Here is a 19,457-nt window from a genome sequence, read left to right as displayed (position 1 = left end):
GGTCGCCGACGGTGCGTGAAGTCCTGAACCCGATGCTGACGGGATGGCAGGCCGGCGGCGTCGCCGGCCTGGCCACCGTCGTGCGCACCTTCCAATCCGCCCCCAGGCCGGCCGGAGCGTCGATGCTGGTCACCGCCGGCGGGGAGGTGGTCGGCTCGGTCTCCGGCGGCTGCGTGGAGGGTGCCGTCTACGACCTCGCACGCCAGGTCATCGAGGACGGGCGGGCGGTGCTCGTGCGCTACGGCATCAGCGACGATGACGCCTTCTCCGTGGGCCTGACCTGCGGCGGCATCCTCGACGTCTTCGTCGAGCCCGTCAGCCAGGCGATCTTCCCCGAACTGGCCGCAGTGGAGCAGGACATCAACGGTTCTGTCCCGGTCGGGGTCGCGACCGTGATCGAGCACCCCGATCCGAGCCGGCTGGGCCGGCACCTGATCATCCGGCCGCCCGGCTTCGCCGGCGACCTGGGCTCCGAACGGGCCAACCGGGCCGTCGGAGACGACGCCCGCGGGCTACTCGCCGCCGGGCGCAACAGCACCCTTATCTACGGACCCGACGGCGAGCGACGCGGTGAGGGGATGCGGGTCTTCGTCAACAGCTTCGCCCCGCGCCCCCGGATGCTGGTGTTCGGCGCCATCGATTTCGCCGCCGCCCTGGCCAAGCTGGCTTCCTTCCTCGGCTACCGGGTCACCGTGTGCGATGCCCGCGAGGTCTTCGCGACCCCGGCCCGGTTCCCCAGCGCCGACGAGGTCGTGGTCGGGTGGCCGCACCGCTATCTGGCCGAGCAGGTTCGGGCGGGGCTCGTCGACGAGCGCACCGTCGTCTGCGTGCTCACCCACGACCCGAAATTCGACGTGCCACTGCTCGAGGTGGCCCTGACCTGCGGCCCGTTCGCTTATATCGGTGCGATGGGTTCGCGGCGCACCCATCAGGACCGGCTGGCCCGGCTCCGCGAGGCCGGTCTGGCCGACGCGGACCTGGCTCGGCTGCACAGCCCGATCGGGCTGGACCTCGGATCCCGCACGCCGGAGGAAACGGCCGTGTCCATCGCCGCGGAGATCATTTCGAAGCAGTGGGGCGGCAGCGGCGAGCCGCTGGGCAGCCTCGCCGACCGGATCCACCACGACGACCCGGACGAGCCGGACGAGCCGGCCGCGGTGTAACCGACGCTCCTATTCCCTCATCCCGAAGCGGGCGTGGATCGGGTGCATCCACTTCGGCGCCCACCAGAGCCCCTTTTCGAGCGCGGTCATCACGGCGGGCACCACGATGGTGCGCACGAGGGTCGCGTCCAGAAGCACGGCCACCGCCAGGGCGACACCGATCTGCTTCATCTGCAGCAGGTTGCCGGTGGCGAACCCGGCGAACACGATCACGATGATCAGGGCCGCTGACGAGATGATCCGGCCCGAGCTCTGCAGACCCGTCTCGATCGACAGGCGCGTGCTCTCGCCCTGTTCGTGGTGTTCCTTGATCCGGGCGAGCAGGAACATCTCGTAGTCCATGGCCAGGCCGAAACCGAAGGTGAGCACGAGGGTCAGGACCAGGGGATCCACCCCGGCGATCGTGTCGGCATCGAAATCGAGCAGCCCGGCGAGATTACCCTCCTGGAAACCCCAGACCAGGATCCCGACCGAGGCGCCGAGCGAGATGACACTGATCACGAGGGCGGTGATCGGGATGACCACGGAACCGGTCATCAGGAAGAGCAGCAGGAACGTGGCCCCGGCGATGATCAGGGCGGCCCAGGGCGCGCCGGCGACCAGTGAGTCGACGTAGTCGACCGACGCGGCATCCGTGCCCCCGACCCAGTGGGCGAAGTCGGGCCGCTCGTCCCGGATCTCCCGGACGACGGCCGGGCCCTCGTTCTGGTCGAAGCCGACGCGCGACACCCAGTACCCGTTCACCTGGGCCGGCGGCGTCGTGCCGGTGACGTTCGGCAGGGTCGCCACTTCTTCGGCCCAGGCCGCGGCGGATGCCTCGTCGGTGTCCGAGACCAGTTGCACCAGCGGGGCCGTGGCGAGGGGGAAGTAGTCGTTCAACGCCGTGACGAACCCGTACTGGGTCGAGGCCTTCGGGATGGCGTCGGCACCGCCGCTGGACACGTTGATGTTCAGCGCGGGGCTACCCAGCAGGAGGAGCACGGCGATGCCGCCGAGCGCCACGAGCACGGGCGCCCGTTGCACGCGGCGGGTCAGCCGGGAGAAGGCGCCCTCCCGGGGGGCGACGTCGCCGAACCGGGTCAGGGGGGGCCCGAGGCCCGGGACGCGGGTCAGCAGGCCCGGCTGCAACAGCCGTTCGCCGCAATACCCGAGCAGAGCCGGGACGAGTACGAGCGCCGTCAGGATCGCGATCAGCACCACGGAGACCGCGCCGATGGCGATGGCGCGGATGATCGTGGGTTCGAAGACCAGCAGGCCCACCGTGGCGATGGCGAAGGTCAGGCCCGAATAGAGCACCGTGCGTCCGGCCGTGTCGACCGTCACGCCCACGGCCTGCAGCATCAGATCGTGCCGTTCCTTGGGCGTCTCGCTCTCGCCGACCCGTTCCACAAGCGCCCGGAACTCCTCCCGGAACCGGCTGACGATCAGAAGCCCGTAGTCGATGGAGAGCCCCAGCCCGATCACGGTGATGACGTTGAGCACCGTGGTGTCGATCTCCAGCAGGTAGCTGAACCCGTAGAGGGCGCCGAGTGCCCCGGCTATCGACGCGAGCGCACCGACCAGCGGGATGCCGGCCGCCAGGAAACCTCCGAAGATGATGAGCATCACCAGCAGAGCGATCGGCAACGCGATCAGCTCCCCCTTCTGCAGGTCGGCCTCGGCGACCGCCACCAGGGACTCCACCAGGAGCGGGGTTCCGCCGACCTCCACGGTGGCGTCCGGCTCGAGAAGCCGCACCTCGTCGGCCGCGACGCCGAACCGGTCCTCCACTTCCCCCAGCAGCTCATCGCTGAGCTCACCGTCGGGTGCCTCCATCTGCGCGGTCAGCAGCAATCCGGTCCCGTCGGGCGCCAGAAGGGGCACCGCAGCCGGGCTCGGCGAGCCGTCAGGCAGCGGTGGGATGGCGGACGGATTGGCGACGCCGGTCACCCCGTCGATCTCGGCCAGGTCGGTTGTGGCCATGGTGAGGATCCGGCCCAGGTCCGGGGAGGACAGGTCGACCCCGTGGATGAGCAGGGACAGGGACTCCGTGTCTTCGCCGTCGTCCCCCTGCAGCAGGTCGGCGGCCTGGCTCGCTTCGCCCTCGACGGTGGGTCCGGCGCTGGAGAGGCGCTGGAACAGGCTCTCCCCCGTCACCCCGAACAGTGCCGTCGCCACGCACGCGGCGATCGTGAGCGCCCAGACCAGCAGGGAGGTGAAACGGTGACGGGCGACGAAAACGCCGAGGGTGCGAAGCATGGTCGGGCGTCCTCCGGTCTCTGGCGGCTACCGCCAAATTACTCCACCCGTTGGTCGCTGGGCGACCCCTGTCCGGTGCGCGGGACGCACCTCGCGAGGTGTACGCTCGAATGAATGCCCCGCATACCCATAGGGGTATCTGTCGGGTTGGCCTGAACGCTCTCCCGGCCAACCGAAAGGCACTTTTATGAAGATCGTCGTCGTTGGTGGAGTCGCAGCCGGCGCTTCCGTCGCCGCCCGAGCCCGTCGTCTGGACGAATTCGCCGAGATCGTGGTTCTCGAACGGGGACATCATGTCTCCTTCGCCAACTGTGGTCTGCCCTACCACGTGGGCGAGGTGATCACGGATCGCAGTCGACTCCTCTTACAGACGCCGGAGAGCCTGCGCGAATCCCTCGACATCGATGTGCGGGTGGGCCACGAGGTGACCGGCATCGACCGGATCGCGCGCACCGTGACGATCCGCGAGGTCGACGGCGGCCGTGAATACGTCGAAAATTACGATGCTCTGGCGTTATGCCCCGGCGCGGAGCCGCTGCGCCCTCCCCTGCCGGGCATCGACTTGGCCGGCGTGCACGTCCTGCGCCGCATCGGCGACATGGATTCCATTAAGGCTCGACTGGATGCCGCACTCTCCGAGGCCGCCACGGGCGCCCGCGGCCCCGTGCGCACGGTCGTGATCGGGGCCGGTTACATCGGCCTGGAAATGGCGGAAAACCTCAAACACCGCGGCGCCCTCGTGGACGTCGTCGAGATGAGCGACCAGATCCTGCCGCCGCTCGACCACGAACTGTCCGTTCCCGTCGAACAGCACCTCCGCAGCCGGGGCATCACCCTGCATCTCTCGACCGCGGCCGCAGCCTTCACCGCGCGCGCCGGGGGCGGGCTGAACGTCGAACTGACCGACGGGACCGTGCTCGAAGCCGACCTCGTCATCCTCTCGGCCGGTGTCCGCCCCAACACGACCCTGGCCAAGGACGCCGGGCTGGAGATCGGGCCGCGCGGCGGCATCACGGTCGACACCCACATGCAGACGTCAGACCCGCACATCTGGGCAGCCGGAGACTCGGTCGAGACCCCGCACACGGTGCTCCCCGGGCTCTGGCTGGCTCCCCTGGCCGGACCCGCCAACCGCGAAGCACGGGTGGCGGCGGAGAACATCTGCGGCCGCAGCACGGAGTACACGTCCACTCAGGGCACGTCGATCGTGAAGATCTTCGACATGGTCGCCGGTGGGACCGGCGCGACCGAGCGCCAGCTGCTCGCCGCCGGCCTGCCCTACCGCGCCGTGCACGTGCACCCGTCCGGGCACGCCGGCTATTACCCGGGCACCGCCATGATGCAGCTGAAGGTTCTCTTCGCGCCTGACACAGGCCGTATCCTCGGCGCGCAGGCCGCGGGCTTCGACGGCGTCGACAAGCGCCTCGACGTGATGGCCACCGCGCTGCGGGCCGGACTGACCGTCTACGATCTCGAGGAACTCGAGCTCGCCTACGCCCCGCCGTTCGGATCCGCCAAGGACCCCGTCAACATGGCGGGCTTCGTCGCCGGCAACGTGCTCCGCGGCGACCTCACCCTCTGGTACGCGCAGGACTACCCCGCCACGACGGCCGGCGCGCGCCTGATCGACGTGCGCACGCCCGAGGAGTTCTCCATCTGGCACCTGCCCGGCGCCGAGAACGTGCCCCTCGGCACCATCCGCGAGGCGTCCGGCGACTGGGACCCGGCCGTTCCCGTGCGGCTGTACTGCGCGGTCGGCTTCCGCAGCTACCTGGGCTATCGGGCACTCGTGCAGCGGGGCTTCACGGATGTCGCCACACTGTCGGGCGGTTCGGACACCTTCCGCTCCTGGCACGAGGTGAAACCGGACAGCGACGAACCGCCGCTGCCGATGACCGCCTACGCGGAAGCGGTCGACATCCGGGCCGCCGCGGCGAAGACCGCCGCCCTGGCCCAGGGCACGGGGGTGCGCGTCAACCTCGACTGTTCGGGTCTGGCCTGCCCCGGCCCGATCATGAAACTGACCGAGAACATGCGCTCCCTGACGCCGGGTGATGAGATCGTCGTGCACGTCTCCGACCCCGGTTTCGCCAACGACGCCCCGGCATGGGCCCGGCGCAACGGCCACCAGCTGCTGGCCATCGAGCCGGAGGGTCCAGGCTACGTCGCCACCATGCGGAAGGGCGGCGCGGTGGCCACGACCGTCCAGGCGGCAGCCGCACCGGCAGAGGCCAGGTCGGGGAAGACCTCATTCGTCATCTTCTCGGGCGACCTCGACAAGGTGCTCGCGGCGTTCATCATCGCCAACGGCGCCCTCGCCATGGGCGACGAGGTCTCGATGTTCTTCACTTTCTGGGGTCTCAACTCGCTGCGGCGCACACACCCGCCCAAGCGGGATCGCAAGGCGATCGACAAGATGTTCGCCACGATGATGCCCTCGGGAGCGGGCAGCATGCCGCTGTCCCAGATGAACATGCTCGGTGCCGGGGCTGCCCTGATCAAGAAGGTCATGAAGGACAACTCGGTCGCCTCCCTGCCGGAACTGATCAAGTCGGCCCAGACCGGCGGAGCCCGCCTCATCGCCTGCACCATGACCATGGACCTGCTCGGCATCGCCGAGACGGACCTGATGGAGGGCGTGGAGCTCGGCGGCGTGGCCACCTTCCTCGGCGAAGCATCGGAGTCCACCACGACTCTGTTCATCTAGTCCGCGGCTCCGCCCCTAACGAATTCGACGGGGATTTTGCTCCAGACACCGCATTTCGGCTCAGAACCGGGTGTTTGACCCAGAATCTCCGTCGAATTGGTTCCAATCCGGCCTAGGGTGCCTCGTCGACGATGCCGATGAAAGCGTTGCCGATGCCGTCGACCTCGGTGCGGCTGAGACCGGACGCGGGATTTGGGAGTTCCTCGGAACCGTGGTAATCGCAGGTCAGATACGTAAAGGTGGGCCACCACTTCTTGGGACGCGCGGCCTCGGTGAACCCGCAGACGTCGCAGCGCAGTTCCACCCAGACCGGTTTCTTGCCCGTGCGGTTGGCCCGCGACTGCACGAGCCACGCCGGCGGGTTGCGCTCGATCTCGGCCAGCTCGGCCTCCGACATCCGGGAGGGAAGTTCGTGGCGCTGCGCCATTTCGATCGGGATATCAAGGCGCAGGGCAGCCATTCGTCGCGTAATCACTCGATCAAGGATAGGCGTTCCCGGGTCCGAGTGGCACTGCGGAACACACTCGTGCGCGCCGCCGGCTCCGTCCACCAGTCGGGGTCACGTCGAGCTGCAGACGACGAACGGGGCGATCGACGTGCGCGACTCCGGCTCGCGACGAATGGCCGCGACGACCACCGATGGCCGGGCGGTCGAAGCCCGGAGACCCCGCGGCGGCGCACCCGTGAAACACTGGGGTATGCGCGATACCCTTTCTCCCCTTGGCCTGTTGCTCGACGTGGACGGCCCGATCGCCAGTCCGGTGACCCGGACCATCGCTACACCGAGCATCATCACGGACCTGATCAGCCTGGCCGGAGCCAACGTCCCGATCGCGTTCATCACCGGGCGCTCGTCGACGTTCATTCGCGAGCAGGTCGTCGCGCCGCTCTGCGAGGCCGGCCTGCCCGAGTCGATGCGCATGTACGGGGTCTGCGAGAAGGGGGCCGTCTGGTTCCCGATCACGGCTGCGGGGATGGGCCGGATCATCGTCGATGACAGCGTGGCCCTTCCTGCCGTTGCCGTCGACCTGCTACGCGACCTCGTCGCGGACCGGTTCAGCGACACCATGTTCTTCGATGAGACCAAGCAGGCCATGGTGTCGGTCGAGCAGCGCACGGATGCCGACCACGGCGCGTACCAGGCAGCCGCGGCGGAGTTCAACGAGGCAGCGTTCGCGGTGATGGTGGAACTCGGGCTGGGCATCCGCTTCGGTGATCGGGTTGTGCCGGACGCCGCCGGCGCAGTGGGATTCCGGATCGACCCGACGATCATCTCGACCGACATCGAGTCGGTCACCCTGGACAAGGACCGCGGCGCGGAGCGGGCGCTGGCCTTCTTCTCCGAATCGGGGTCACTCCCCCGCGTCTGGCGTTCGGTCGGCGACTCGCGGAGCGACTACCTGATGGCCGACCACCTGCACGCCGCCGGCTACGACGTCTCGCACGTGGACGTGCGACCGTCCGACGGCATCCTCGAGCGCCCCTACCCCGTGATCGTGGAGGGGACACTGATCCACGACGCCGCCGGGGCGGAATTCCTCCGCTCCTGGGTCGACAGGCTGGGTCTGCCGCGAAACGGCTAGTCCGAACTGAAACGGATGCCGTCCTGCAGGCGGCTCCGCAACTCGAACACCTTCTCGAAGCTGCCGCGGTCGATACCGGGCAGACCGCTGCGCAGCACACCGATCAGCCGTGACCGAGGCAGGGTGATCACGGTCGGGCGCCGGCCACGGCCGGTGACGGTCAGGGGGGCGTCCAGGGCCTCGTCGGGCAGCACGATCAGCACGGCGGTGAACCGCACCCGGAGCGACTTCGCCAGAGCACGCACGGCACCCTCGACATCTTCGATCGGGCGATCATCGGGGTCGAGGGCGTCGCCGACGAGTTCCCCGCGGCGCAGCTGGACCGGCCCGCCCCAGTCCTCGGACAGGACCGCGAACAGTCCGGCCGGGCCGAGCACGACGTGATCGACCTTGCCCTGCGTAGCGCCGGCGACCACGTCGTGCCAGGCCGTGAAACCGATTCCGAGGGCGGAGACCAGCTGTGCCGTGGATTCCTCGGCCAAGGCCTTCGCCAGCCAGTGCCGGATCTCGCGCGGAGCCGAACGGATCAGCGCCGGGGCGTACGGGTCGTCGATGGAGGTTCCGCGCCCGGCCCATTCCCGCAGGAGCTCGAGGTAGCGCTGGCGCGCTTCGCCGCCCGGATGGCCGTACATGCGGGCGCGCGGCCCGGCCTGCGTGGCCTGCCCGCGGCCGGCCCCCGACGCGTAGGCGGGGCGCTCCGGCTCGGCGGCCGAGTCCGGATACCGGCGGCGGTCGTAGTCGGCGCGATCGGCCGGGGTTCCCACCCGTTCCCACGCGATCTGCACGGTGTGGAAGGCGGCGGCGTCTCCGCCGACATCCGGATGCGTGTGGCGCAGCAGGCGACGGTAGGCACGACGGAGTTCGTCGTCACTGGCCGACGGGCTGACGCCGAGCACCTCGTAGGGCGACGCCGCGGCCGGGCTATCTGACATCCAGCGGTCTCTTTCAGCGTTAGTGCGGCCGGCAGTGGAACAACCGGCCCATCGATACCTCACCCTACCGACCCTGGCTGGCATCTCGCCGGGCGCTCTCCGTGCCGCGTCCGGCGGCCCGCGCACCTGGCTTGACGGTTTGACGGGCGTCAGCCGGCGAACTCCCGCACCGGGCGGCCGGCAACACCGACCTCGGCCACGAACAGCGATCCGGCCGGTAGGGGTGTCGTTGAAGTAGGCCCGGGAGCCGTCCGGGCTCCATTCCAGGCCGTTCGAGACGGTGAGATTCTGCAGGACCCGGGTCGCAGCCGCCCTCGTTCATCCTCAGTCCGGGGTCGTCCCACAGCGCGCCCCGCTCGGTGATCGTTCCCCCGGCATCCTCGAGCGCGAACCCTCGTTCGAGAGCGATGACGGCCCCGCCGACGCTGCGGGGCCGGAGGGCCGCCGCGATCGTGCCGACCCGGCGACGACTCACGGTGTCCCCGTGCAGGGAGAGGGTGTCGCCGGCGAACATGTCCACCCAGCGCAGCCCGCCCCATCGCTCGGACCAGACCGGGCCCTCGGCGTGAAAAGCCACCGGGTCGGTTCTCTGTCTGGCACGCACGGTGCGCCCCGCGGAGCCGGAGCCGGTGCCGGACGGACTAGTCGCGGAGGATCTGCACCGGGATGGCCACGGCCAGGGAAACGCAGAGGATGCCACTGAGGAAGATCGGCAGCTGCCAGGCCGTCACTTCGAACGCGAACCCGAACAGCCAGAGACCGAAGACGAAGATGGCCATTGCGACGGTGAAGGCGACGGCGTTCATGGTGCGATCCTTTCGAGCGATGCCCGCACTGGTCGCCGGGCCGATGAATCGAGCGTACCCGGTCGAGCGTCAGAGCGGCGACGGCGCCCCGACCGGCTCGATGAGTTCCGGGCCGTCACCGCGCACCGGTGCGACTTCGTGGAAGCGCAGGCTCTCACCGGCCTCCCGGGAGGCGGCCACCGCGGCGTCGATCAGCGCCTGGTCGCCCATGGTGCGCGGGTCGAGCCACTGGTCCCACCATTCCTCGGCCAGGATCACGGGCATCCGGTCGTGGAGGGCGGCCAGGGGGCCCACGGCGTCCTGTGTGAGAATCGTCGCCGACAGCACCCATCTGGCCGGGTCGTCCTCGGCCAGGGCCGGGTTGCGCCACCAGGAGTAGAGGCCGGCGAAAGCCAACGGAAGACCGTCGTCCGAGTGAATGAAGTACGGGGTCTTCACGGCGCCGACCGTGCGCCACTCGTAGTACCCGGTGGCGGGGACGAGCGCGCGCCGGGAGACGACCGAACTCTTGAAGGAGGACTTCACCGCCGCCGTTTCGGCGCGAGCGTTGAAGGTGGGGAAAGAGGACTGCAACTCGGTCGCGAACGAAGGTACCAGGGACCAGCGCGCGGCCTCGAGCCGGCGCACGACCGGCCCGGTCTTGGCGGACTCGAGCACGATCGGGATCTTCTCGGTGGGCTTGATATTCCACGACGGCTCCGGCAGGCTCTCGCCCTCGTGCTCCACGTCGAACATCGCGGCGAGATCGGACGCCGTGTCCGTGATGATGAATCGACCGCACATGGATGACAGGTTACCCCCGGCCGCCGACACCGCCGATCTGGACGGCACGGAGTAGATCGTGCGGGGCATCCGCTAGCGTCGATTCCGGCGTCGGCGAGACGCGGGAACGAGGAAGACCCGGATGGATGAGCGGAACATGCAGGACCGGTACAGCGCGGACGTGCTCTCCCCCGGCTGGCGGGACGCCGGACGGAGAGTGATTCCGACCCGCGAGGCCAGGCCGGACCTGGTCGTCGAAGAGATCGCGACCGGATTCTGCGGCGCCGTGGTGCGGATCGAGAAGAAGATCGTCACGTTGGAGGACCGCCTCGGCAAGCTGCGACTGTTTCCACTCGGCGGCGGATTCCTGATCGACGGCGAGCCGGTGGTGCTCGTCGCCCCGGCCAACGCGGCGCCGCAGGGCCGCGCCCGCACCGCGTCGGGATCGATGGCCGTGCGGGATGCCCCGGCCCGGGCGGCCCGTGCCAGCCGCATCTTCGTCGAAGGCCGGCACGACGCCGAACTCGTCGAGAAGGTCTGGGGAGCCGACCTGCGAATCGAGGGGGTCGTGGTCGAGTACATCGAGGGCGTCGACAACCTCGAGGAGCTCCTCAAGGAATTCCGGCCGGGGCCCACCCGTCGGGTCGGGGTGCTGGTGGACCATCTCGTGGCCGGATCGAAGGAGAGCCGGATCGCCGAAGCCGTGGCGCGCGGACCGTACGGCCGGAATGTTCTCGTGGTCGGGCATCCGTTCATCGACGTGTGGCAGTCCGTGAAGCCGAACCGCCTCGGAATCACGGAGTGGCCCCAGATTCCGCGCAGTGTCGAATGGAAGCACGGGATCTGCGCGGCCCTCGGCTGGCCCCACGAGGACCAGGCCGACATCGCCCGGGCGTGGCAGCGGATCCTGGGCCGGGTGCGCACCTTCGCCGACCTGGAGCCGCAGCTGCTGGGTCGGGTCGAGCAGCTGATCGACTTCGTCACGGCCGACTGATGCAGCGTGCACCCGGATTTCGTCACAAACTGCAAGATACGTAACGCTTTGGAACCGAATTGGCTGTGAATCCGAATGGGCCGCGGCGATGTGGGCTACAGTGGTCTCAGTAGTTGTAGTGCTTGCACGTCTTAAAACGTGGTGACTCCGGTCACCGCGGCGTATTCCTTTCGGAAGCGGACGACGAATACCGCGACGAACGGCCTCGAAAGTCGGGGCCTTTCTAACACTCCTGGAGGAGTTTCATAATGGCAACAGGTACCGTGAAATGGTTCAACGCTGAAAAGGGCTTCGGCTTCATCGCTCCCGACGACGGAAGCGCCGACGTGTTCGCGCACTACTCCGCGATCGCTTCGAACGGCTACAAGTCGCTCGACGAGAACCAGAAGGTCGAGTTCGAGGTAACCCAGGGCCCGAAGGGTCCTCAGGCCGAGAACATCCGCGCCCTCTAAGCTGCGGAACTGCGCACATAGCGCAACTGCTCTAGCAGCGGAACTGCGCACACAGCGCAACCGCTCACTCTGAGCTTCGACAACGCCCTCACTTCGGTGGGGGCGTTGTCTCGTTAACCCGGCTCTGCCCGAACGTCACCTATTTGACGAGGTCCTGCCAACCGTCGCCGTCGACGTACTCGAAGATCAGGTTCGTCTCGGTGTGCGCGACCGCCGGATGCTCGGCCAGGTGCTGCAGGACGAAGTCGCGCAGGTCCGACGCGTCCGCCGCGGCCACATGCAGAAGGTAGTCGTCGGCGCCGGCGGTGTGGAACAGGCCGATCACCCCGGGCCAGTGCGGCGCCGCCGCCCGGAAATCGTCGATCTGCGTGCGAGCATGCTTGACCAGGCGAACCGAGATCAACGCCTGCAGGGACGCACCCAGCGCGGCCAAATCGATATTGGCGCGATAGCCGCGGATGTGCCCCAGCTGTTGCAAACGGCGAAGGCGCAACGACACGGTCGACTCGGCGACGCCGATCTCCGCGGCCAGCGCCGCACCGGAGGCCCGGGCGTTGACGGACAGCGCACGCAGAAGCGCCCGGTCGACCCGGTCGATTTCGGATTTCTTCGGTTCCATCGCCACACTCTTTCTTCCATGAGCAGTTTATGCGAAAGCGACTGCCGATTCGGAAGGGTCTGCAGGACTGATTGCGCTCAGACTCAGAATCTGCTTTTGTCTCTGCATGACGCCTCCGCTGCCTCCGCGAGTCCCTGCTCTGCTGCCACCCACCCTGCACCCGGACACGGTCGCCGTGCACGGCGGAATGGCCGGGGTGACTCAGACCGGTTCGCACGTGCCCGTGATCGACCTGTCCACGACCAATCCTCTGTCGGGGGTCGAGTGCGGCGGCGACTCCTACGAGAACCTCGCCACGGGAGGCACGATCCGGGAGGGCGATTCCGCGGTGTACCAGCGGCTCTGGCAGCCCGGAGTCGCCCGGTTCGAGACGGCGCTGTCCGCGCTGGAGGGCACCGAGGGAACCGTCGCCTTCGCGAGCGGAATGGCCGCGCTGGCGGCCGTGCTGATCGCATCCGTGGCCGCCGGCACGCCCCACGTGGTGGCACTCCGGCCGATCTACGGCGGTACCGACCATGTGCTCGCCACCGGGCTGCTCGGCACGACCGTCACCTGGGTCGACGCCGACGGTGTCGCCGGGGCGATCCGGCCGGACACGGGGCTGGTCATCCTGGAGTCCCCCGCGAACCCGACGCTGACCCTGACCGACATCCGGGCCGTGGTCGCGGCGGCCGGCAGCGTCCCGGTGCTGGTCGACAACACCTTCGCCACCCCGGTGCTGCAACGCCCGGTCGACTCCGGCGCCACCCTGGTGCTGCACAGTGCGACCAAATTCCTGGGCGGCCACGGGGACGTGATGGGCGGCACGGTCTCGGGCCCCGAGCACTGGATGGTGCGTCTGCGGCAGGTGCGAGCCCTGACCGGCGGCATCCTGCATCCGTTCGCGGCCTATCTGCTGCACCGCGGGCTGCGCACCCTGCCGGTGCGGGTGCGCGCCCAGCAGGCCACCGCCGCCGCGGTCGCGGAGCGCCTCGTCGGCCATCCTGCCCTCACCCGGGTGCTCTACCCGGGGCTGCCCGGGCAGGACCCGCTGGGGCTCCTGGGCCGTCAGGCGAGCGGGCCCGGGTCGATCATCGCCCTCGACCTCGCGGGCGGTTTCGACGCGGCCGTGCGATTCACGGAGGCCTGCACGCTGATCACGCACGCGGTCTCCCTCGGCGGCGTCGACTCGCTCGTGCAGCATCCGGCCTCGCTGACCCACCGCCCGGTCGAGGCCGGCGCCCGGCCCGGCGCCGGGATCGTCCGCCTCTCGATCGGCCTCGAGCACGCCGACGATCTCCTCGCCGACATCCTCGCCGCCCTGGACGTGGCGGTGCGCGTCACGCCCGACGGGTCGCTGGACCTGGTCCCGGACTCCGCGGCCGCCTCACTCAGCCCGGCCTGATCTTCGCCGAACCGTGAGTTTCGTCCCGTTCCGGCGACGGGACAGGAGCCGAACTCACGGTTCGGCGGGATGATCAGCTGCGACCGAGGCGGCGGCGGAGCAGGTCGATCCGGTTCTGCAGCTGGGTGACGCTGGCCTGCGCCACGGCCGGGCCGCCGCACTCGCGCCGGAGTTCGGCGTGCACCATTCCGTGGGGTTCACCGGCGAGCTTCGACCACATACCGACCAGGCTCGCCAGCAGGGTCCGCTGTTCCTTGAGCGTGCGGTACAGCGGCGGCGGTTCCACCGGGGCGACCTCACCCGTGACCGGATCCTTGCGGCGGTCGGTGGAGCGTTTGGCCTGGCGGTGCTGGCGCTGACGCAACAGCTCGGAGACCTGCTCGGGCTCGAGCAGCCCGGGGATGCCGATGAAGTCGAACTCCTCATCGGTGCCGGGTTCAGCCAGCTCGCCGAACTCGTCACCGTTGAACATCACCATGTCGAAGGTGGCCTGGGAGTCGATGGCCTGCCAGGTGAACTCCTCACCGAGGTCGTCGGACGCCTTCTCCGACTTGTTGGCGTCGGCGACCATGGCGTCTTCGGGGTTGTACATGCCGTCGTCGCCGTCGTCGCGGTTGCTGCGGTCGAGGGCGTGGTCGCGCTCCAGCTCGAGGGCATTCGCCAGACTGAGCAGGCTCGGCACATTGGGCAGGAAGATGGACGCCGTCTCGCCGCGTCGCCGGGCCCGCACGAACCGACCGATGGCCTGGGCGAAGAAGAGCGGCGTGGAGGCGCTCGTCGCGTAGACGCCCACGGCCAGGCGAGGCACATCGACCCCCTCCGACACCATCCGCACCGCGACCATCCAGCGCGAGGTGTCGTGCGCGAACTCGTCGATCCGGTCGCTGGACTCCTTCTCATCGGACAGCACGACGGTCACCGACTCCCCCGTGATCTCCCGCAGGATGGCCGCGTAGGCGCGCGCCATGGTCTGGTCGGTGGCGATCACGAGGCCACCGGCATCCGGGATGCCATGGCGCACCTGGGTGAGGCGTGAGTCGGCGGCGCGCAGCACGGCGGGGATCCACTGCCCGGTGGGCTCCAGGGCCGTACGCCAGGCCTGGGAGGTGATGTCCTTGGTGTTGCCCTCGCCGAGTTTGGCCTCCATCTCGTCGCCCGCACGGGTGCGCCACTTCATGTGGCCGGCGTAGACCATGAACATGACCGGGCGCACGACGCCGTCCTCGAGGGCACGGCCGTAGCCGTAGCTGTAGTCGCTCTGGGACAAACGGATGCCGTGCTCGTCGGGCAGGTAGCTCACGAACGGGATCGGCGAGGTGTCCGAGCGGAACGGGGTGCCGGTGAGCGACAGCCGGCGGGTGGCCGGCTCGAACGCCTCCCGGATCGCGTCGCCCCAGCTCAGCGCGTCCCCGCCGTGGTGCACCTCGTCCAGGATCACCAGGGTGCGGCTGGACTGGGTGAGTTGCCGGTGCAGGGCCGCCCGGCTGGCCACCTGGGCGTAGGTGACGGCGATGCCGTGGTAGTGGTTGCCGTAGCGGCCGTTGGCGTTCTTGAAGTTCGGGTCGAGCCGGATGCCCGCCCGAGCCGCGGCATCCGCCCACTGGCGCTTGAGGTGCTCGGTGGGCGCGACCACGGTGATGCTGTCGATCAGCCGGCGGGCCCGCAGCTCGGCGGCGAGCCGCAGAGCGAATGTGGTCTTGCCGGCGCCAGGGGTGGCCGCGGCCAGGAAATCACGCGGCTGGTGCACGAAATACGCCTCCAGCGCCTCGGCCTGCCAGGCCCGCAGTTTGCCGGCCGTTCCCCACGCGGCACGCTCCGGGAAGGAGGGTGAGAGGTGTTCGGCTGCACTCGTCCCCTGGGCAGGTCCGAAAGCAGGTGGAGTATTCACTTCATAAGAACTTACCCGCTGAACGGAGCGCTCCGGTGCGCGGGGCAGAATGGAACGATGACGACGCCGATGCATCCGTGGTCCCGCTATGTCGCCCTCGGCGACTCCTTCACCGAGGGGGTGGGCGATCCGGAACCGAACAGCCCGGGTGGGAACCGGGGCTGGTCCGACCGGGTCGCCGAGGTGCTCAGCCAGGGCACGCCGGACTTCGCCTACGCGAACCTCGCCGTGCGGGGCAAACTGATCCGCCAGATCAGCGACGAGCAGGTGGGCACGGCGCTCGCCCTCCACCCGGACCTGATCACCTTCTCAGGGGGCGGCAACGACGTGCTCCGGCCGGGTTCCGACCCCGATCTCATCGCCGCCCGGTGCGAGGAGCAGATCCGTCGGCTCAGCCGGGACAACGCCACCATCGTGCTGTTCACGGGCGCGGATGTGGGATTCTCCCCCATGTTCCGGGGCATCCGGGGCAAAATCGCCATCTACAACGAGAATTTGCGCGCGGTCGCAGCGAGGTATGACTGTGTCGTCGCCGACCTGTGGTCGCTGACCGAGATCCAGGATGCCCGCATGTGGTCTGCGGACCGGCTGCACCTGAACGCCCTCGGTCACCACACCGTCGCCCGGATGGTGCTGTCCGATCTCAACGTGCCCAATACGCTCGAACCGCACAAGCCCGAGCCCATGCCGGGTCGCACCTTCCGGGAGGCCCGCACGGAGGACATGCAGTGGGCGCGGGAATACCTGCTGCCCTGGGTGCTGCGCCGCATCCGGCACCAGTCCTCCGGGGACCACATGCTGCCCAAGCGCCCCGACGCCCAGCCGTTCAGCCAGCCCCGGCACTAGACCGGAGCGGGTTGCGACTACCCTGCGGCCAGCTCGCCCGGGTGCGTGAAGCGCCAGCCGGCGCCCGGATCGGTCAGCTCGCCATCGAGCACCAGCGGAACACTCACCGTGGTCTCCCCCACCTGGAAGTCGACCTCACCGGCCGTGTCGCCGGCTTTCCCGAGAGTGACCGGGCGGGCCGTCGGAACGGCTGTGATGGGCGTGTCCGACCAGACCACCGCGGATGCCGCCTCCGCGGCGACCGCCTGACTCGTCTGCCCCCACTGGGTGCCGTAGGACGCGAATGCGGCTCCCTCTTCGGTCAGGCTGACCTCGCGGAAACCGGGCTCGACACTGTCGATCAGGTCCACGATCGACGCGTTCAGATCGGTGTGCGTGGCGCCGCCGAGCATCACGCCGACGAGGGTGATGGTTTCTCCGCCGACCGTGAACTCGGCCGAGTACAGCAGGCAGGCGCCGGCCTCGTCCGTGGTTCCGGTCTTCATCCCGGTGACACCGTTGGAACCGAGGAGCTTGTTGGTGTTCGTGACGGTGCCGATGGTCGGCAGGTCGGACGTCTCCATGGAGACGATCTCGGCCAGGACGGGCTCGGCCAGCACCAGCTTGCCGATCTTGACCAGGTCGGCCGGGCTGCTCACGCTGGCCGGCGACAACCCGCTCGTGTCGGCCACCGAGGTTTCCGACAGTCCGTTCGCGGCCAACCAGGTTTCAGCCTCCGCCAGGTACGCGTCGACGGATCCGAACGCCCAGATCGCCAGCGAAATGCTGTAGTTGTTCGCGGACGGCAGGAGCATGGCCTCGAAGGCCTCACGCTGGCTGAGCACCATGCCCGCGGTGACGGGCGCGACCGAGCCGTCCTCGGCCAGCACGTCGTAGTAGATGTCGACGTCCTCGTCGGTGAACCTGATGTCCGGCCCGGATTCGTTCTCGCTCAGAGGTTTCTTCTCGAGCAGCACGAGGGAGGTGACCATCTTCGTGATGCTCGCGATCGGCATCGACTCCTGATCGCCGGTGGAGCCGAGCAGCCCCGGATAGCCGACCGCGCCGATGGAGCCCGCACCCTCCTCCGGCCAGTCCAGCTCCGCAGCCGGCTGGGTCAGGGCGGCCGGCTCGATCAGCTCGACGGCCGCGGCCGGAGCCGGAGCCAGCCCCGTGCCCGCCAGGTAGCCGACACCACCCAGGGTGAGGACCAGGGCCGCCGTGAAGGCGATCCGACGGCGGAGGAACGTTTGGCGTCGGGTCAGTGGCATCCGTCGACTCTATCAAGCGCCCGTGTTCAGACGCGCAGGGCGTAGAGTGCGACGGCGCTGGCCGAGGCGACATTGAGCGAGTCGACGCCGTGGAGCATGGGGATGGTCACGACGGTGTCGGCGGCCGCGAGCGCCTGGGTGCTGAGGCCGTCACCCTCGGCGCCGAGAATCAGGGCCAGACGTTCCGGCGTGTGCCCGGCGAACTGTTCGAGGCTGACGGCGTCGTCGGACAGCGCCAGGGCCGCCAGGTGGAATCCGGCGTCGTGCAGCAGCGGGGCGGCCTCGCTCCACTCCGGCAGCCGGGTCCACGGCACCTGCAGCACCGTGCCCATGCTCACCCGCACGCTGCGCCGGTAGAGCGGGTCGGCGCAGCGGGGCGTGATCAGCACGGCGTCCGCGCCGAGACCGGCGACCGAGCGAAAAATGGCGCCGACGTTGGTGTGGTCCACGATGTCCTCGAGGATCACGATGCGCCGGGCGTCCCGGATCACCTCGTGCACCGGTGCCAGGTCAGGACGATGCATCGCCGCCAGCGCACCGCGGTGCAGGTTGTAGCCGGTGAGCCGTTCGAGAACGGATGCCGCGCCGACGTATACGGGCACGTCCGGCCAGTCCGCGAGCAGCGGCAGCACGTCGGGCAGCCACTGCTCCTGCAGCAGCACGGAACGCGGGCGGTGACCGGCCGCGAGGGCACGGGTGATGACCTTGCTCGACTCGGCGATGTACAGCCCGCCCGCGGGTTCGGCCACGCGGCGGAGCGCGACATCCGTCAAGCGCGAGTAGTCGGCGAGACCGGGCAGGTCAAGGTTGTCAATGGGAACGATCTGCACAGCGGGGGCGCCTTTCACCGGGATGATCTGACCAGCCTGCCAGTTCCGTCACCAAGTCGAAAACTCGCGAGTTTAGACTCGGTGTACAGAGGATGGAGCACGATGACCACCGAAACGCTTCCGATCGCCGTCGGCGCCGCTGCCGCCGCGCTGGATGCCGTGGCCGAGGTGCTCCGGGGTCGCCACACCGCGGTGCTCACCGGAGCCGGTCTGAGCACCGACTCCGGCATTCCCGACTACCGGGGAAAGGGTGCCCCGGTGCGCACACCGATGAATTTCCAGACCTTCGTCGGTGACGAGCGGGCGCGCAAACGCTACTGGGCCGGCAGCCACCTCGGCTGGCACCGGTTTCGCGCCGCGGAGCCCAACCTCGGGCACCGATCCCTCGCCCGACTCGAGCACAGCGGCCTGATCAGCGGGGTCATCACGCAGAACGTGGACGGCCTGCACACCCGGGCCGGGTCGCGGCACGTCGTTGACCTGCACGGGTCGCTGGACCTCGTGGTCTGCCTGGACTGCGGCCAGGCGTTCGGCCGCGACAGCGTGGCCGCCCGCCTCGAAGCGGTCAACCCGACTCTGCTGACGCCGGAGGACGTGCGAACCGCCCCCGACGGTGATGCGGAGGTCGCCGACATCGACGGTTTCACCATCCCCGACTGCACGGTCTGCGGCGGCATGCTCAAGCCCAACGTCGTCTTCTTCGGCGAGCTGGTGCCGACGGTGAAGTTCACCGAGGCCACAGCGCTCGTCTCCGGTGCGGAGGCCCTGATCGTGGCCGGTTCGTCCCTGTTCGTGAACTCCGGCATCCGTCTGCTGGAACAGGCCCGGCGCCGCAGACTGCCGATCGTCGTCATCAACCGCGGCGAGACCAAGGGGGACGGCCGGGCCCTGATCAAGCTGGAAGCGGGCACGTCGGAGTCGCTGGCGGGGCTGGCCGACCGCCTGGCCGGCACACCGTGACGACAGGCCCCTTCGACCTCACCTCCCCGGCGAACACGGAAAC

At 69.1% G+C, this 19,457-nt stretch carries 17 protein-coding genes and 1 pseudogene; 8 read left to right on the top strand and 10 right to left on the bottom strand.

Annotation, left to right across the window (positions count from 1 at the left end; genetic code table 11):
* Positions 1-11: 11 nt before the first annotated feature.
* Positions 12-1,163 carry an XdhC family protein gene (locus E3T23_RS09590; protein ID WP_134370154.1) on the top strand — a complete coding sequence of 384 codons (1,152 nt, stop codon included), beginning with the start codon at positions 12-14 and terminating at the stop codon, positions 1,161-1,163.
* A 9-nt stretch (positions 1,164-1,172) separates the two neighbouring features.
* Here E3T23_RS09590 and E3T23_RS09585 read toward each other — a convergent pair whose 3' ends face one another.
* Positions 1,173-3,401, bottom strand: a complete 2,229-nt coding sequence (locus E3T23_RS09585) for an MMPL family transporter (RefSeq protein WP_134370153.1) — start codon at positions 3,399-3,401, stop codon at positions 1,173-1,175.
* 187 nt (positions 3,402-3,588) lie between these two features.
* Between E3T23_RS09585 and E3T23_RS09580 the strand changes: the two genes are divergently transcribed.
* The gene (locus E3T23_RS09580; protein WP_134370152.1) at positions 3,589-6,108 is read left to right on the top strand and encodes an FAD-dependent oxidoreductase; all 2,520 of its coding nucleotides are present in this window, start codon (positions 3,589-3,591) and stop codon (positions 6,106-6,108) included.
* 112 nt (positions 6,109-6,220) lie between these two features.
* Here the strand turns inward: E3T23_RS09580 and E3T23_RS09575 are convergent, their stop codons facing one another.
* On the bottom strand, positions 6,221-6,583 hold the full coding sequence (locus E3T23_RS09575) for a hypothetical protein (RefSeq protein ID WP_134370151.1): 363 nt from the start codon (positions 6,581-6,583) through the stop codon (positions 6,221-6,223).
* A gap of 223 nt (positions 6,584-6,806) precedes the next feature.
* Here E3T23_RS09575 and E3T23_RS09570 point away from each other — a divergent pair, with 223 nt between their 5' ends.
* Entirely contained in the window at positions 6,807-7,691 is an 885-nt protein-coding gene (locus E3T23_RS09570; RefSeq protein ID WP_134370150.1) for a hypothetical protein, read from the top strand.
* Here E3T23_RS09570 and E3T23_RS09565 read toward each other — a convergent pair.
* The 4 genes and pseudogenes from E3T23_RS09565 to E3T23_RS09555 all read right to left on the bottom strand — a co-directional run bounded on the left by E3T23_RS09565 (position 7,688) and on the right by E3T23_RS09555 (position 10,212).
* Positions 7,688-8,623 carry a DnaJ domain-containing protein gene (locus E3T23_RS09565; RefSeq protein ID WP_134370397.1) on the bottom strand — a complete coding sequence of 312 codons (936 nt, stop codon included), beginning with the start codon at positions 8,621-8,623 and terminating at the stop codon, positions 7,688-7,690. The two genes, E3T23_RS09570 and E3T23_RS09565, sit on opposite strands and share 4 nt — an antisense overlap.
* Before the next feature lie 216 nt (positions 8,624-8,839).
* A pseudogene (locus tag E3T23_RS15685) lies at positions 8,840-9,200 on the bottom strand (SMP-30/gluconolactonase/LRE family protein); the annotation flags it as partial.
* A gap of 64 nt (positions 9,201-9,264) precedes the next feature.
* The gene (locus E3T23_RS15245; RefSeq protein ID WP_158250294.1) at positions 9,265-9,429 is read right to left on the bottom strand and encodes a hypothetical protein; all 165 of its coding nucleotides are present in this window, start codon (positions 9,427-9,429) and stop codon (positions 9,265-9,267) included.
* 69 nt (positions 9,430-9,498) lie between these two features.
* Positions 9,499-10,212, bottom strand: a complete 714-nt coding sequence (locus E3T23_RS09555; protein ID WP_134370149.1) for an SOS response-associated peptidase — start codon at positions 10,210-10,212, stop codon at positions 9,499-9,501.
* A 136-nt stretch (positions 10,213-10,348) separates the two neighbouring features.
* On the opposite strand from E3T23_RS09555, the gene E3T23_RS09550 reads away from it, so the two are divergent.
* Positions 10,349-11,185 (top strand): DUF3097 domain-containing protein, encoded by an 837-nt coding sequence (locus E3T23_RS09550; protein WP_134370396.1) that lies wholly within the window; start codon positions 10,349-10,351, stop codon positions 11,183-11,185.
* 248 nt (positions 11,186-11,433) lie between these two features.
* Positions 11,434-11,637, top strand: coding sequence for a transcription antiterminator/RNA stability regulator CspE (gene cspE, locus E3T23_RS09545; protein ID WP_035840308.1), 204 nt, complete (start codon positions 11,434-11,436; stop codon positions 11,635-11,637).
* 139 nt (positions 11,638-11,776) lie between these two features.
* Here the strand turns inward: cspE and E3T23_RS09540 are convergent, their stop codons facing one another.
* The gene (locus tag E3T23_RS09540; protein WP_134370148.1) at positions 11,777-12,256 is read right to left on the bottom strand and encodes an Lrp/AsnC family transcriptional regulator; all 480 of its coding nucleotides are present in this window, start codon (positions 12,254-12,256) and stop codon (positions 11,777-11,779) included.
* 106 nt (positions 12,257-12,362) lie between these two features.
* On the opposite strand from E3T23_RS09540, the gene E3T23_RS09535 reads away from it, so the two are divergent.
* Positions 12,363-13,640 carry a trans-sulfuration enzyme family protein gene (locus tag E3T23_RS09535; RefSeq protein ID WP_134370147.1) on the top strand — a complete coding sequence of 426 codons (1,278 nt, stop codon included), beginning with the start codon at positions 12,363-12,365 and terminating at the stop codon, positions 13,638-13,640.
* A 73-nt stretch (positions 13,641-13,713) separates the two neighbouring features.
* Here the strand turns inward: E3T23_RS09535 and E3T23_RS09530 are convergent, their stop codons facing one another.
* Complete coding sequence (locus E3T23_RS09530; protein ID WP_241977804.1) at positions 13,714-15,528, bottom strand: DEAD/DEAH box helicase; 1,815 nt, start codon at positions 15,526-15,528, stop codon at positions 13,714-13,716.
* Positions 15,529-15,585: 57 nt separating this feature from the next.
* Here E3T23_RS09530 and E3T23_RS09525 point away from each other — a divergent pair, with 57 nt between their 5' ends.
* The gene (locus E3T23_RS09525; RefSeq protein ID WP_134370145.1) at positions 15,586-16,374 is read left to right on the top strand and encodes an SGNH/GDSL hydrolase family protein; all 789 of its coding nucleotides are present in this window, start codon (positions 15,586-15,588) and stop codon (positions 16,372-16,374) included.
* A gap of 17 nt (positions 16,375-16,391) precedes the next feature.
* Here E3T23_RS09525 and E3T23_RS09520 read toward each other — a convergent pair whose 3' ends face one another.
* Positions 16,392-17,624, bottom strand: coding sequence for a D-alanyl-D-alanine carboxypeptidase family protein (locus E3T23_RS09520; protein ID WP_134370144.1), 1,233 nt, complete (start codon positions 17,622-17,624; stop codon positions 16,392-16,394).
* Between the two features lie 26 nt (positions 17,625-17,650).
* Positions 17,651-18,454: a TrmH family RNA methyltransferase gene (locus E3T23_RS09515; protein ID WP_134370143.1), complete on the bottom strand. Its 804-nt coding sequence runs from the start codon at positions 18,452-18,454 to the stop codon at positions 17,651-17,653.
* 102 nt (positions 18,455-18,556) lie between these two features.
* Between E3T23_RS09515 and E3T23_RS09510 the strand changes: the two genes are divergently transcribed.
* A complete protein-coding gene (locus E3T23_RS09510; protein ID WP_134370142.1) occupies positions 18,557-19,414 on the top strand; it encodes a Sir2 family NAD-dependent protein deacetylase in 858 nt (285 codons plus the stop codon).
* The last annotated feature ends 43 nt before the right edge of the window (positions 19,415-19,457 follow it).

Source organism: Cryobacterium cheniae (genome assembly GCF_004403395.1).
In the GTDB taxonomy this organism is placed as follows: Bacteria; Actinomycetota; Actinomycetes; order Actinomycetales; family Microbacteriaceae; genus Cryobacterium; species Cryobacterium cheniae.
The sequence above is the reverse complement of the archived record's forward strand: the minus strand, read 5'-3'. Positions and strand labels throughout refer to the sequence as shown.

What these genes read in the sequence shown, in the direction of transcription:
- E3T23_RS09585 (WP_134370153.1), bottom strand. Translation starts at nt 3,401, where the DNA reads ATGCTTCGCACCCTCGGCGTTTTCGTCGCCCGTCACCGTTTCACCTCC.
- E3T23_RS09580 (WP_134370152.1), top strand. Translation starts at nt 3,589, where the DNA reads ATGAAGATCGTCGTCGTTGGTGGAGTCGCAGCCGGCGCTTCCGTCGCC.
- E3T23_RS09570 (WP_134370150.1), top strand. Translation starts at nt 6,807, where the DNA reads ATGCGCGATACCCTTTCTCCCCTTGGCCTGTTGCTCGACGTGGACGGC.
- E3T23_RS09565 (WP_134370397.1), bottom strand. Translation starts at nt 8,623, where the DNA reads ATGTCAGATAGCCCGGCCGCGGCGTCGCCCTACGAGGTGCTCGGCGTC.
- E3T23_RS15245 (WP_158250294.1), bottom strand. Translation starts at nt 9,429, where the DNA reads ATGAACGCCGTCGCCTTCACCGTCGCAATGGCCATCTTCGTCTTCGGT.
- E3T23_RS09555 (WP_134370149.1), bottom strand. Translation starts at nt 10,212, where the DNA reads ATGTGCGGTCGATTCATCATCACGGACACGGCGTCCGATCTCGCCGCG.
- E3T23_RS09550 (WP_134370396.1), top strand. Translation starts at nt 10,349, where the DNA reads ATGCAGGACCGGTACAGCGCGGACGTGCTCTCCCCCGGCTGGCGGGAC.
- cspE (WP_035840308.1), top strand. Translation starts at nt 11,434, where the DNA reads ATGGCAACAGGTACCGTGAAATGGTTCAACGCTGAAAAGGGCTTCGGC.
- E3T23_RS09540 (WP_134370148.1), bottom strand. Translation starts at nt 12,256, where the DNA reads ATGGAACCGAAGAAATCCGAAATCGACCGGGTCGACCGGGCGCTTCTG.
- E3T23_RS09535 (WP_134370147.1), top strand. Translation starts at nt 12,363, where the DNA reads ATGACGCCTCCGCTGCCTCCGCGAGTCCCTGCTCTGCTGCCACCCACC.
- E3T23_RS09525 (WP_134370145.1), top strand. Translation starts at nt 15,586, where the DNA reads ATGACGACGCCGATGCATCCGTGGTCCCGCTATGTCGCCCTCGGCGAC.
- E3T23_RS09520 (WP_134370144.1), bottom strand. Translation starts at nt 17,624, where the DNA reads ATGCCACTGACCCGACGCCAAACGTTCCTCCGCCGTCGGATCGCCTTC.
- E3T23_RS09510 (WP_134370142.1), top strand. Translation starts at nt 18,557, where the DNA reads ATGACCACCGAAACGCTTCCGATCGCCGTCGGCGCCGCTGCCGCCGCG.